We start from the raw sequence: 13,261 nt of genomic DNA on the forward strand, positions 1-13,261 counted from the left end.
GTGCGGCCGTGCGAGAGCTGGCCGCCGTGCGGGTTGAGGGGCAGTACCCCGTCGCGGGCGATGTGCTTGCCTCCGTCCAGGAAGTCCCGGGCCTCGCCGATGCCGCAGAAGCCGAGCGCCTCGATCCAGGACAGGCAGTTGAAGGTGAATCCGTCGTAGAGGAGGGCCACGTCCACGTCGGCGGGGCCGAGGTCGGTACGGGTCCAGAGGTGGGCGGCCTGGCCGAGTACCTGGGGTTCGTGGGTGAGGGTGGACTGGTCCCACTCGGGGCGTTCGAGGATCTGGGTGCCGACGGCCTCGAAGCGGACCGGGGGCTTGGGCAGGTCGGGGGCCGTCTCGGCGGCGGAGACGACGACGGCGGTCGCGGCGTCGCAGGGGACGTCGCAGTCGTACAGGCCGAAGGGGGTGGTGACGGTGCGTGCGGAGAGGTAGTCGTCCATGGTGAGCGGGTCGCGGTAGATCGCGTCCGGGTGGCGGGCGGCGTTCGCGCGCTGGTTGAGGGCGATCCAGCCGAGGGTCTCGCGGGTGGTGCCGTAGCGGTGCATGTGCCGCTGGGCGTTCATCGCGAGCATCGTCGCCGGAGAGACCGCGCCGAAGGGCTTGAACCACCCTTCCGGGCCGGCCGGTTGGGCCGCGCGGATCCTGCCCTGCTTCAGCAGTTCGGCGTACGTCGACTCCCAGACCGTACGGAAGCACAGCACGTGCCGGGCCAGGCCGCCCGCGACCGCCAGCATCGCGGCGATCAGCGAGCCGCCGGGGCCGAAGGTCTCCCCCGCGCCGTTGTGCCAGACCGGGCGGATGCCGAGCGCCGACTCCAGTGCCGTGATCCCGCCCTCGGCGAAGCCGCCGTAGGCACCGCCCCCCGGGTAGGTGGACAGGCCGTCGATGTCGTCGAAGGTGAGTCCGGCGTCGGCGACGGCCTTCTCGCAGGCCTCCACGGTGAGTTCGAGGGGCGGGACCATGAGGCGGCGGCCGATCCGGGAGGCTCCGGCACCGCTGATGACCGCGCGCTCCTCGAATCTGCGGGAGGCCGGTGCCGTACGGACGTGTTCCCGGATGTGTTCGGGTGCGGGTTCGTCGGTGGGCAGCGGTGCGGGTGGGGGTTGGTCGGCGCACGGCCGGAACAGCGGCAGCCAGACGTCGTCGACCTGCTCGAACACGACCTCCATGCACATGCCGAGCCGTAGTTCCTCCGGTGTGCAGCCGACGACGTTGGTGGTCAGCCGGACCCGCGGGTCCTCCTCGATCGCCACCTGGGCGACGACGAACGGGGTGGGCAGGCCCGGGAACGGGAAGCGGTGGTTGACCGAGAAGCCGATGAGCGTGGCGCGGCCCGACACCTCGCGGAGGTCGCCGGTGCGGCCCCGGCAGTACCGGCAGACCGGCTGCGGCGGGTGGATCAGGGACGAGCAGGAGCCGCACGAGCGGAAGCGGAGCCGTCCGTCGCGGCCGGACGTCCAGAAGAACTCGGTCTCCGGGACGGTCACGGGCCGGGGGCGGACGGCTCCAAGCTGCTCGTCGGGCGTGCTCAACGGAGCTTCGCCTCCGCCTTGCGTACCGTCACCGGTTCCGCCAACCCCTGCTCGTCGCAGGCGCGTTGGAGGGTCTCCAGGGTCTCCGCGAGGCCTGGGCCGAGCCGGTGGCCGGGGGTGAAGGTCGCCGGGAGGTGACGCATGCCCTGGATGACGCCGATGGTCTCGTAGTGGACCGTGCCCTCGGGATCGCAGACGAAGTCCGGGACACGGTCGAGGACATGGAGCAGCATCCGCTTGAAGACCGCACGGGCCACGTTGGAGCCGATGCAGCGGTGGATACCGAGACCGAAGGCGGTGTGCCGGTTGCCGCCCCGGGCGAGGTCGACGCGTTCGGGGTCGGCGAAGACCGCCGGGTCCCGGTTGGCCATCGCCCAGGACAGCCACAGCCGGTCGCCCTCCTTGAACTGCTTGCCCGAGATCTCGCAGTCCTCGGCGACCGTACGGCCGTCCCCGGGCGCCGGCGTGAAGTAGCGCAGGAACTCCTCGGTGGCCGTGTCCAGGAGGGTGTCGCGCTCCCGGCTGAGGCGCTGCCGTTCCTCCGGATGCTCGGACAGCCACTCCAGGGCGTGCGCCGTCAGCGCGGTCGTGGTGTCGAAGCCGCCGCCGATGAGCAGCGCGAGGGCACCGATCAGATCACTCTCCGCCGGAGCCTTGCCGTCGATCTCCATGCGGGCGAGGGCGTCGGCGAGGCCCGGGCGCGGGGTCGCCCGGACCTCCTGGAGGGTGGCGGTGATGTCCTTGATCATCGCCATGTGGGCCTGCACCACCCGGGCCATCTCCGGGGAGTTGGGCGGGGTGTAGACGCCGGCGTGGGCGGGTTCGTTGTACAGCTCCCACTTCTTCAGCGGGATGCCCATCATGGCGAGGGTGAAGACGGCGGGGACGATGTTGGCGAGGTCGTCGACGAAGTCGATACGCCCGCTCTCGATCCGTTCGTCGAGGCAGGCCCGGGTCACCTCGTCGATGAACGGGATCCAGCGCTTGATCGCCGCCGGGGAGAGATAGGGGTTGAGGGCGTTGCGGTAGGCGCGCTGCTCGGGCGGGTCCATCTCCAGGAAGCCGCCGCGCAGGCCCCTGCCGCGCGGTGGCGCCGGGATGCTGATGCCCTGGTAGCCGCGGCGCTCGCCGTGCACGTCATGGTCGTTGGAGAGCTGCTCGCCGGCCCGGGCGAAGGCGAGCAGCTCGCGGTTGCCGGCGGCCACCCAGTGGCCGCCGTAGGTGTCGGACCAGGCCAGCGGGCAGCCGCCGTGGAACTCCTGGGTCTTCTCCTCGAAGTGGTGCCGGTACTCGGGGGCGTGCCGGTCGAAGTGGACCCGGGGCTGCTTTCGGGCCTCGTCGCCGGTGTCGTCCGGTGCGGTCGTCATGGAGTGGCTTCCTCTCGGTCCGCCGGGTGCGGCTCAGAACACGCTGATGGCGCGTTCGGGGCAGGAGCGGACGGCCTCGACCACCGCGTCCTCCTGGTCGGCGGGGACGTCCTCGGTGACCGGTGAGGAATGCCCGTCGATCTCGCTCAGCTCGAAGACCTTCGGCGCCCGCATGGCGCACAAGGTGTGGCCCTGGCAGCGCTCCGGGTCGACGCGTACCTTCACGTGTCTCACCTCCGGTTCATTTCAGGTCGGCCATCGACTTGCCGACGCTCGCGAGGGTGGCCGGCTTGCCGTAGTCGGCCTTGTACTTGTAGGTGGGGGCGTCGCAGCGGTAGGTACCGGTGGTGGGCTTGAAGTCCGCGAGCTGCCAGCCCTTCGCGGTGGCCTCGACGATCGTGTAGCACTTCGAGGGGAGGTCCGACCTGCTCAGGTCGGCCGGTGCCTGGAGTCCGCCGCCGGTCCAGGCGGTCTGCTTGACCGCGTTGTCGTACACGCAGGTACGGGTCAGCTCGGCGCAGTCCCGGGCGGAGGCGGCGAACAGCAGCCAGGCGGAGAAGGCACGCAGTACCGGGTAGGTGACCTGCTTGCCCGGCGCGTACTTCTTGAAGAGGTCGAGAACCTGCTGGGTGGCCGGGTTGTCGGCGGCGCTCTCCAGCGGTGCGGTGGCGAAGAGTTCGGCGTAGTTGTGCTGCTTGGCCAGGGCGGGGCCGGCGAGTTGCAGGAAGGCGGGACCGTAGGCGTTGCTGTTGGCGTCGATCCAGTCGGGCGTGTAGCCGATGTCGGTGAGCGCCTGCTCCAGCTTGGCGAGGCTCGCGAAGTCCCCGAGAAAGACGAGGCCCTTGACGCCCTTGTTCTTGATGGACTGGGCGTACGGGGTCCAGTCGGAGACGCCGGCCGCCGGGTAGAGGTCGTTGTAGGAGACCTTCCCGCCGAGGCCGCCGACGGCCTCCTTGAACTGGGCGGACATCACCTTGGTGACGGGGGAGTCGCCGGAGATGATGCCGACCTGCTGCGCGGAGTCGGGGTACTTGTCCTTCAGCAGCCAGGTGTAGTAGCCGGCGTACTGGAAGTAGCCGGGGGCGGCGCCGCCGGAGAGGACCTGGAGGTCCGAGCCGATGGCGCCGATCTGGCTGGACTGGGCGGGGAAGGCGGGCAGCAGGCACTTCAGGCGGTCCTGCACCCCGAGGGCGTCCAGCGCGGAGCCGCCGCCGACCAGCGCGAAATCGGACTTGCAGGCCTCCAGGACCGCCTGGCGGACCTGGGTGAGCGCGCTGTCCCGGGTGACGGCGACGATCTTGCGGCCGTTGATGCCGCCTGCGGCGTTGCACCAGGAGGTGAACACCTTGGCGGCGTCGGGGAACTCGGAGTTCTTGGTGTAGCCGATGTCGGACATGACGCCGACCTGGACGCTCGTGTCGCTGACGCCCTGGACGGACGAGGACTTGGCGGTGCCGGGGCCGCAGACGTTCTTCAAGGTGCCGAAGTCGGCCGATGCGGTGGACGCGCCCGCGGCGGGCGTCGCCGTCCCGGCGTCGGACTGCGTGCCGTCGTCGGATCTGGTCGAACAGCCGGCCAGCAGCACCGCGGTCACGGTGACCGCGCCGATCAGCAGCCTGCGCATGGTGCCTCCTCGAAGGGCTCGGACGCCGTCGTCCGAGGGAGGTGCGAAAGTGCGGGGTCAGGTGACCGCGCCGCTCGCCTTCAGGGCGAGGATGCGGTCCCAGTCGTAGCCGAGCTCGGCGAGGATCTCCTCGGTCTGCGCGGCGAACTCCGGTGCGGGGCCGAGGCGCGTGTCCTCGACGTCGAACTGGACGGGGCTGGCGACGAGTTCGAGGTCACCGGCCCGCCCGAGGTAGCCGTTGGCGCGGGCCTGGGGGTCGGCGGCGGCCTGGAGGGTGTCCTGGACGGGGGCCCAGGGCCCGTCGAGGGCGGCGAACCGCTCGGACCACTCGGCGAGGGTGCCGCCCGCGATGATCTCCCGGAGGATCTTCACCGCCTCTTCGGTGTGCTCGGCGATGGCCTCGCCGGTCGCGAACCGGGGGTCCTCGGCGAGATCCGGCCGTCCCAGGCACTGGCAGACACTCGGCCAGAACCTGACCGGCTGGAGCATGACGAAGGAGATGTAGCGGTCGTCGGCCGTCCGGTAGAGCCCGGAGAGCGGGTTGCGGGGCGAACCGTGGGCGCTGGGCCGTACGCCTTCCCAGGCCCGCTCCAGGTGCAGGGAGAGCCCGATGGCGTGGCCCAGCGCCCACAGGCCGCTGCCGAGCAGGGAGACGTCCACCACCGCCGCTTCCCCGGTGCGCTCGCGGCGCAGCAGGGCGGCGGCGATGCCGCCGGCCAGGTTGGTGCCGGAGATGGTGTCGCCGTAGGCCGGTCCGGGCGGGCTGATCAGGCCCTCGGTGCCGGGCGGGGTGATGCTGGCGGCGGTGCCGGCGCGGGCCCAGAAGGCGGTCATGTCGTAGCCGCCCCTGTCCGCCTCGGGGCCGCGCGGCCCGAGGGCGCTGCCCCGGGCGTACACGACGCGGGGGTTGACGGCGCGGATGTCGTCGACGTCGATGCCGAGCCGGGCCCGGGAGGCGGGCATGAAGCTGGTCAGGAACACGTCGGCGTCCCTGGCCAGTTCGTGCAGCACCTCACGGCCCTCGGGCCGGGAGATGTCGAGGCCGATGGACCGCTTGCCGCGGTTGGCATGGGCGACGTTGGGGTTGGGATCGCCGTCGACCCTGAAGGTGCCGGTCTGGCGCAGTCCGCGCTGCGGGTCGCCGTTCACGGCGTGCTCGACCTTGACGACGTCCGCGCCCCAGTCGGCGAGCACGGCCCCGGCCGAGGGCACGAAGCCGTACATCGCGACCTCCAGGACCCGGATGCCCTCCAGCGGCTTCATGCCTGCTCCACGGGTACGACGACCCGTGCGAAGGACTTCTCCTCCAGGAACTCCTCGAATCCGGAACGCCCGCTCTCCCGGCCGACGCCGGACTGCTTGTAGCCGCCGAAGGGCACGTCGGGGGCGAAGTAGTTGCCGCCGTTGATGGAGAAGGTGCCGGTGCGGATGCGGCGGGCGAGACGGATGGCGCGCTCGTCGTCGGCGCTGTGCACGGCGCCGGAGAGGCCGTAGCGGGAGTTGTTGGCGATCCGGACCGCGTCCTCCTCGTCCTCGAAGGGGATCACGGCGAGGACGGGTCCGAAGACCTCCTCCTGGGCGATCTCGCTGTCCGGGTCGACGTTCGCCAGGAGGGTGGGTTCGTAGAAGTAGCCCGGCTCGATCCGGTTGCCGCCCCGCACGAGGGTCGCGCCCGCCTCGACGGCCCGACGCACCATGCCGTCGACCTTGTCGCGCTGCTGCTCGCTGATCAGCGGGCCCATGGTGGTCTTGGGGTCGGTCGGGTCGCCGACGGTGACGCGTGCCATGCCCGCGGCGACCAACTGCACGATGCGGTCGTGGTGTTCGCGCGGCACGAGCAGCCGCGAGGTGAGGGCGCAGCCCTGGCCGGAGTGCGAGCAGATGGTGAACGCGGCGAACATGCCCGCCTTCACGAAGTCGGCGTCCTCCAGGATGATCATGGCTGACTTGCCGCCGAGTTCGAGGAAGACCCGCTTCACGGAGTCCGCGGCAGCGGCCATGATCCGACGGCCGGTGGTGGTGGCGCCGGTGAAGGTGACCACGTCGACATCGGGATGGGTGGTGAGCAGCTCCCCGACCTCGGGGCGGGCGGAGCTCAGCACGTTGATGACGCCGGGGGGTATGTCGGTGTGCTCGGCGATGAGTTCACCGAGCGCGAGGGTGGTGAGCGGAGTCTGCGGGGCGCCCTTGAGGACGACGGTGCAGCCCGCGGCGAGGGCGGGGGCGATCTTGGCGAGGGCGAGCTGGTTGGGGTAGTTGTACGGCAGGATCGCGGCGACGACGCCGGCCGCCTCCTTCTCCACCCAGCGGTGGTGGCGCTGGCCGCGCGACTCGATCTCGCCGAGGTCCGCGGTGAACTCGTAGCTCGCCAGCAGGTCGGCGTAGAACTTCACGATGCCGATGGGCTCGTCGAGCTGGGGCCCGTGGGTGAGCTGGCGGGGGGCGCCGACCTCGGCGATGGTCAGTTCGCGCAGTTCCTCGCGGTGCTCGTCGAGCGCCTGGTGGAGCTGGCGCAGGCAGCGCAGCCGCAGGTCCCGGTCCGTGGACCAGTCGGTAGTGTCGAACGCACGGCGGGCGGCGGCGACGGCCGCCTCGGCGTTGGCCGTGGTGGCGTCGGGGGCGTGGCCGAGGAGTTCACCGGTGGCGGGGTTGTAGGTGGGGAACGTGGTGTCGGCGGTGAGGAGTTTGCCGTCGATCAGCTGGGACCTGCCGGCGGGCGCGCTCACAGCCGCACCAGCGATCCGCCGTCCACGGCGAGCACCTGGCCGGTGACCCAGGCCGCGTCCTCGGAGAGCAGGAACACCAGCGCGCCCGCCTGGTCCGCGGGGGTCCCCATGCGCTTGAGGGGGAAGGACTGCACCATGGCCGTGCGGTGCGCCTCCGGGATGATGCTTCGGGTGGCCTCGGTGTCCGTCGGTCCGGGCGCGATGGCGTTGACGCGGATGCCGCGCGGGCCGAGTTCGGAGGCCAGCGAGACGGTGAGGTGGTTGATGCCGGCTTTGGCGAGCCCGTAGAAGCCGGTGGCCTGCCAGGCCGCGGTGGACGACTGGTTGACGATCGCCGCACCCTCCTTCAGGTGCGGCAGCACGGCGCGGGTGACGTACAGCGCGCCGAGCAGGTTCACCTTGAGGAACCGGTCCAGGTAGTCGTAGTCGACGGTGACGACGCCCTCGCGGCGCATCCCGTGGAAGATCGCCGCGTTGTTGACGAGGTGGTCGATCGTGCCGTGTTCGGCCATCACGGCGGCGGCGAGCTGCTCGGCGGAGGCGGGGTCGGCGACGTCGACCGCGACGAAGAGCGCGTCGCCGATGTCCTTGGCGACGCGCTTGCCCTGCTCCTCGTTGAGGTCCGCCACCACGACCCGCGCGCCCTCGGCGGCCAGCGCCCGGGCGTATCCCTCACCGATGCCCTGGCCGGCCCCGGTGACGATCACGACCTTGTTCTTCAACCGCATCGCAGCCTCCATGCTCGGTTGGTCTGGAAACTACATTCTCATTTTGAGCGAATCAAGGACTCGAACAAGAAGAATCTGATGCTCTTGCACTTCCCGCTGCAACCGCCTGGAGAATAAGGTTCTCACCAACGAAAGGGGAGTTTCCATGATCGACTCGAAGGCCGTGAGCCCCTCGCTCGGCGTGGAGTTCACGGGCGTCACGGACCCGCTCGACGACACCTTCGTTCATCGTTGCGTCGAGGCGCTCAAATGGCGGGGCGTGCTCGTCGTGCGCGGGCTGCACCTCGACGACGGGCAGCAGCTGGCGTTCAGCCGCAGGCTCGGCGAGGTGGTCGCGCTGCGCGGCCAGGAGATCTTCCCCATCTCGATCAATCCGGCGAAGAGCGCGAGCGCCAAGTACCTGAAGGGCGCCTTCTTCTGGCACCTCGACGGCACCAGCGACGACGTGCCCGTCAAGGCGACCACGCTCACCGCCCGGCACGTGGCCACGGTCGGCGGCGGCACGGACTTCGCCAGCACCTACGCCGCGTACGAGAACCTGCCGGTCAAGGACCGCGAACGCTACGAGACCCTGCGGGTGGTGCACACCTTCGAGGCGGCGCAGCGGCTGGTGACCCCGGACCCCACCCTGGAGGAGCTGGCCGGCTGGCGCACCCAGCCGGCTCACGAGATGTCTCTGGTGTGGCGGCGCCGGGACGGCCGCCGCTCCCTTGTCGCCGGCGCCACCGCCGACCACGTCGTCGGCATGGACCCCGAGGAGAGCCGCGCCCTCCTGGACGACCTGCTCGACTGGACCACCCAGGAGCGGTTCCGCTACACCCACGACTGGGCGGTCGGCGACCTGGTCGTGTGGGACAACACCGGGATCCTGCACCGGGCGCTGCCGTACGACGAGAGCTCCGAGCGGCTGCTGCACCGGACCACCGTCGTCGGCGACGAGGCGTTCGCATGAGCGGGGCAGCGGAAGCGGCCCGCACGGCGGTCGTCACCGGCGGCGCCTCCGGCATCGGTCAGGCCATCGTCCGCCGTCTGACCGCCGACGGACTGAAGGTCGCCGTCCTGGACATCGCACCCGGCACCGACGACTGCGCGTTCACCGTCGACGTCACCGACCGGGCCCAGGTCGACAAGGCGATGGAAGCGGTGCGCGAGCGTCTCGGCCCGGTCTCGGTGCTGGTCAACGCGGCCGGCCGGGACGGCTTCACCCGCTTCGCCCAGCTCTCCTTCGCCGACTGGCAGCGCGTCGTGGACGTCAACCTCAACGGGGTGTTCCACTGCGTGCAGTCGGCGCTGCCGGACATGTGGGAAGGCCGCTGGGGCCGGATCGTGAACATCTCCTCGTCCAGCGCGCACTCCGGACAGCCGTTCATGGCGCACTACGTCGCCGCCAAATCCGCGGTGAACGGACTGACCAAGTCCCTGGCACTGGAGCTGGGGCCGCGCGGTATCACCGTCAACGCGATCCCGCCCGGTTTCATCGACACCCCGATGCTGCGCACGGCCGAGCGCAACCAGCGCCTCGGCGGCACCATCGAGGAACACATCGCGCGCACCCCCGTACGCCGGGTCGGCCGGCCCGAGGACATCGCCGCGACCTGCTCCTTCCTGGTGAGCGAGGAGGCCGGCTACATCACCGGCCAGATCATCGGCGTGAACGGGGGCCGCAACACATGACGAGGCTGTCGCCGATACCGTACGAGGAGTGGGACGCCGAGGTCCTGCGGCCGCTCACGGGCGGCCGCACCGTCCCGCCGTCCAACGCCCTCGGTCTGCTGCTGAACCATCCGCGCCTGGCCAAGGCGTTCCTGACGTTCAGCACCCAACTGGTCTACCGCGGCACGCTGCCGGACAGGATGCGCGAGCTGACGGTCCTCCGGGTCGCCTGGCGCAACCGCTGCCGGTACGAATGGGCGCATCACGTCCTGCTGGCCCGGGAGGCCGGCGTTTCGGACGAGGAGGTGGAAGAGGTGCGCCGGGGCGCGGACACCCTGGTGAACAGGGCGGTGGACGAACTCGACACCACCTCCTCGCTCTCCGACGCGCTCTACGCGGAACTGGCGAAGGAACTGGACGAACGACAACTGATGGAGTTCGTGTTCGTCGTCGGCGCGTACCGCCTGCAGGCCATGGCGTACAACACCTTCGGTGTGGAACCCGATGCGGGCATGGACGACGGAGGGATGGCCGGAGAAGGGTGAGCACGCAGCGTCCCCCGCACCCGGACCGGCCCCTCCGGATCGTCCAGTGGGCCACCGGAAACATCGGTACGCGCTCGCTCCGTGCCGTTCTCGACCATCCGCGCATGACGCTGGCCGGAGTGTTCGTCAGCGGTCCGGACAAGGCCGGGCGCGACGCCGGCGAGCTCTGCGGGACCGGCCCGACGGGAGTCGTCACCACCGCCGACCCCGACGAGATACTCCGGCTGCGCGCCGACTGCGTGCTCTACATGCCCCGGGGGACCGACCACGACCAACTGTGCGCCCTGCTGGCGTCCGGAGCGAACGTGGTGACCACGGCGGGCGGATTCCACCACCCGGCCGGCCTGGATCCCGCCCTCAGGGGCAGAGTCGAGGAGGCCTGCGGGCGGGGCGGCACCTCGCTGCACGCCACGGGCAGCAGCCCGGGCTTCATCACCGAGGCGGTACCGCTCGTCCTGGCCTCCGTGCAGCGACGGCTGAAGAAGCTGACCATCCACGAGTACGCCGATCTGTCCCGGCGGAACTCGCCGGGGCTGCTGTTCGACGTGATGGGCTTCGGCGGGCCGCCGGACGGTGCGTTCGACGAAGGCCGCCTGGCGCACATCCGCTCGGGTTTCGAGCCCTCCCTGCGGCTGGTCGCCGATGCTCTGGGCCTGCCCCTCGAATCCGTCGAGGCCCAGGGCCGGGTCGCCACCGCCGTGCGCACGACCGCCATCGCCGCCGGAGTCCTGCGGGCGGGGACGGTGGCCGCGCAGCGCATCACGCTCTCCGGTCGCCACGCCGGACGTACGCTGCTGGAGTTCAACGCGACCTGGTACTGCACCACGGACCTCGACGAGGCCTGGGACCTCCGTCCCACCGGCTGGCACCTGAAGGTCGACGGCGACACGCCCCTGGACGTCGACATGCGGTTCCCGGTGCCGCTGGAGCGGCTGGCCGCCGTGTCCCCCGGCTACACCGCGCACCGGGCGGTCAACGCCGTGCCCGCCGTGTGCGCGGCCGCCCCCGGTATCCGTACGACGGTGGACCTCCCCCTGTTCACCGCGGACCTCAGAGCAAGTGCCCGGACGGCTCAAGGCATCAGTCCGGCGCCCAGGTGACCGCCACCGCGCCATCGGTGAGTGCTCGAACAGCCCGTCGGGAGACCCCCCACGGCTGCCGCTGTCACCGAATTAAGAGGTCGCGCGGATAGGCGCGGTTGGGGACACCGGCAACAGACGGGCACAGGTCCCGGCGATCAAGGAGTTGCGACGCTCTGTGATCACTGGGGAGATCTGTGCCCGCCCTTCCAGCATGGCTGACCGAACCGCTCTGGGACCAATTCGCAGCCCTGCTGCCCGAGCGGCCGGAGTACCACCCGGACCATCCACTCGGCTGCCACCGCCGACGCATCAGCGACCGGATCATCTTCGACAAGATGCTGCAACTCCTGCGCTTCGGCTGTTCTTACGAGGCGATCGCCGACACAACCTGCTCGGCCACCACGATCCGCAGCCGCCGCGACGAATGGATACGACTGGGCGTTTTCGCCCGGCTCATGCAGCTCGCACTGGAGTCCTACGACCGGATCGTCGGTCTCGTCCTCGATCAGATCGCCGTCGACGGAGCGATCACCAAGGCACCTGGAGGCGGGGAGGCCACCGGACGTTCACCGGCCGACCGCGGCAAACAGGGACTGAAGCGCTCGGGCATGACGGATGGATACGGCATTCCGCTGGGCCGTGTCCTGGCCGGTGCCAACCGCCACGACTCTCCGCTGCTCGCTCCGACTCTGGACCGTCTGGAGGGCCTCGGCCCGTTGCCCGACATCATCACCGTGCACCTGGACGCCGGCTATGACCCGGACACCACCCGCGCTCTGCTCAGCGAACGCGGCCTGCGGACGCATCGCGCACAAGGGGGAGAAGGCGCCCATTCAGGCCAGTCGGCGTTGGCACGTCGAACGCACTCACGCGTGGCAGAACGCCTTTCACCGTCTCGCCCGGTGCTACGAGCGTCGCGCCACTGTCATTTATGCCTTCTTCGACCTCACCGACGCAATCATCACCGTGCGCAGCCTGATCCGGCGGTCCTGGACAACTCACCGCTGGGACGAACGCCCGAACCGCCGACCGTGATCCTTCTGCCCCGCTTCAGTCACTTCGGCAGATCGGCAGATCGGCGGAGAGGAAGGGAGCAAGGAGCGCGAACAATGCGTCGGGGCGATCGAGGGGGATGATGTGGCCGCAGTCCTGGAGATGGTGTCCGACCAGGTCATCCGCGATGGGACCGGAGTTGGCGTTCGAGCCCGGTGCCGACGGGGTGAGAGCCGACGGCCATGGTGGGCATGGTCAGCCGAGCGGTCGCGACGGCGTCCTGGATCTGCTGCGCGCTGGTGGGCAGGGCCCGGTAATAGGAGAACGCGCAGCGCAGCGCTTCGCTCCCGGTGTACGCGTGGACGAAGGCCGCACGGATGTCGTCGGGTACTCCTCGCCCGAGCGTCCCCGAGTCGAGGAACCAGTCGATGTACGGGGCCTCGTTGCCGGCCAGGACGGTCTCGGCGAGGCCGGGGACGCCGTGGAAGCCGAACCACCACGGGGCACCCCCCACGACGACGTGCTCTGCTCCGGGCAGGCGGCCGAGCAGTGCCTCCATCACGACCAGGCGCCGGACGAGGCCGGGTCGGCGCAGCGCGAGCAGGACGGCGGGGGCGGTGCCCGCGTCGATGCCGACCACCGCTGCCGAGGGCTCGCCGAGTGCGTCGAGCAGCCCTTCGGCGTCGGCGGCGAGGGTGCCTGCGTCGTAACCCTCGATGGCACGTGCACTGGCACCGAAGCCTCGAAGGTCCGGGGCGATGACCCGGTACTGCCCGGCGAGTCGGTCCATGATGCCGCTCCAGAGTTGCCAGGTGTGCGGGAAGCCGTGCAGCAGGAGAACCGCAGGTCCGTCCCCGGCGATTGCGACATTGAGTTGGACGCCGTTCGTCGCGATGCGGCGCAGGTGGTGTGCGGTGGTGACGGGCATGACGGCTTCTCCGGCTGATTACCATTGGTGACCACAGAACGATAGGTAACTGTCCGACCGCTTCCTAGACGGCACTTTCAGGG

Annotated in this window: 11 protein-coding genes and 2 pseudogenes; 5 read left to right on the top strand and 8 right to left on the bottom strand. The window is 70.4% G+C overall.

Annotated elements, in window-relative coordinates:
• From KVT45_RS51705 to KVT45_RS51735, 7 genes are all read right to left on the bottom strand, one after another.
• The coding region (locus tag KVT45_RS51705; protein ID WP_217561497.1) for an OB-fold domain-containing protein at positions 1-1,532 on the bottom strand (1,532 nt) is incomplete at its 3' end.
• Positions 1,529-2,899 carry a cytochrome P450 gene (locus KVT45_RS51710; protein WP_217561500.1) on the bottom strand — a complete coding sequence of 457 codons (1,371 nt, stop codon included), beginning with the start codon at positions 2,897-2,899 and terminating at the stop codon, positions 1,529-1,531. The genes KVT45_RS51710 and KVT45_RS51705, both read right to left, overlap by 4 nt.
• 33 nt (positions 2,900-2,932) lie before the next feature.
• The gene (locus KVT45_RS51715) at positions 2,933-3,124 is read right to left on the bottom strand and encodes a ferredoxin (protein ID WP_089104827.1); all 192 of its coding nucleotides are present in this window, start codon (positions 3,122-3,124) and stop codon (positions 2,933-2,935) included.
• A gap of 16 nt (positions 3,125-3,140) precedes the next feature.
• Positions 3,141-4,523 carry an ABC transporter substrate-binding protein gene (locus tag KVT45_RS51720; RefSeq protein ID WP_217561502.1) on the bottom strand — a complete coding sequence of 461 codons (1,383 nt, stop codon included), beginning with the start codon at positions 4,521-4,523 and terminating at the stop codon, positions 3,141-3,143.
• Between the two features lie 57 nt (positions 4,524-4,580).
• Positions 4,581-5,786, bottom strand: coding sequence for a CaiB/BaiF CoA-transferase family protein (locus KVT45_RS51725; RefSeq protein ID WP_217561504.1), 1,206 nt, complete (start codon positions 5,784-5,786; stop codon positions 4,581-4,583).
• Positions 5,783-7,249, bottom strand: coding sequence for an aldehyde dehydrogenase family protein (locus KVT45_RS51730; protein WP_308311137.1), 1,467 nt, complete (start codon positions 7,247-7,249; stop codon positions 5,783-5,785). The genes KVT45_RS51725 and KVT45_RS51730 overlap by 4 nt, the downstream gene beginning before the upstream one ends.
• The gene (locus KVT45_RS51735) at positions 7,246-7,977 is read right to left on the bottom strand and encodes an SDR family oxidoreductase (protein WP_217561506.1); all 732 of its coding nucleotides are present in this window, start codon (positions 7,975-7,977) and stop codon (positions 7,246-7,248) included. Before KVT45_RS51735 ends, KVT45_RS51730 begins: the two co-directional genes overlap by 4 nt.
• A 145-nt stretch (positions 7,978-8,122) precedes the next feature.
• On the opposite strand from KVT45_RS51735, the gene KVT45_RS51740 reads away from it, so the two are divergent.
• From KVT45_RS51740 to KVT45_RS51760, 5 genes and pseudogenes are all read left to right on the top strand, one after another.
• Positions 8,123-8,929, top strand: coding sequence for a TauD/TfdA family dioxygenase (locus tag KVT45_RS51740; protein ID WP_217561508.1), 807 nt, complete (start codon positions 8,123-8,125; stop codon positions 8,927-8,929).
• On the top strand, positions 8,926-9,651 hold the full coding sequence (locus KVT45_RS51745; RefSeq protein ID WP_217561510.1) for an SDR family NAD(P)-dependent oxidoreductase: 726 nt from the start codon (positions 8,926-8,928) through the stop codon (positions 9,649-9,651). The genes KVT45_RS51740 and KVT45_RS51745 overlap by 4 nt, the downstream gene beginning before the upstream one ends.
• Entirely contained in the window at positions 9,648-10,175 is a 528-nt protein-coding gene (locus KVT45_RS51750) for a carboxymuconolactone decarboxylase family protein (protein WP_217561512.1), read from the top strand. Before KVT45_RS51745 ends, KVT45_RS51750 begins: the two co-directional genes overlap by 4 nt.
• On the top strand, positions 10,172-11,275 hold the full coding sequence (locus KVT45_RS58290) for a dihydrodipicolinate reductase (protein ID WP_217561514.1): 1,104 nt from the start codon (positions 10,172-10,174) through the stop codon (positions 11,273-11,275). Before KVT45_RS51750 ends, KVT45_RS58290 begins: the two co-directional genes overlap by 4 nt.
• Before the next feature lie 176 nt (positions 11,276-11,451).
• Positions 11,452-12,292 (top strand): annotated as a pseudogene (locus KVT45_RS51760) (IS5 family transposase).
• Positions 12,293-12,307: 15 nt separating this feature from the next.
• Here the strand turns inward: KVT45_RS51760 and KVT45_RS51765 are convergent.
• A pseudogene (locus KVT45_RS51765) lies at positions 12,308-13,178 on the bottom strand (alpha/beta fold hydrolase).
• Between the last annotated feature and the right edge of the window lie 83 nt (positions 13,179-13,261).

Source organism: Streptomyces sp. GbtcB6 (assembly GCF_019091475.1).
Classification (GTDB): domain Bacteria; phylum Actinomycetota; class Actinomycetes; order Streptomycetales; family Streptomycetaceae; genus Streptomyces; species Streptomyces hyaluromycini.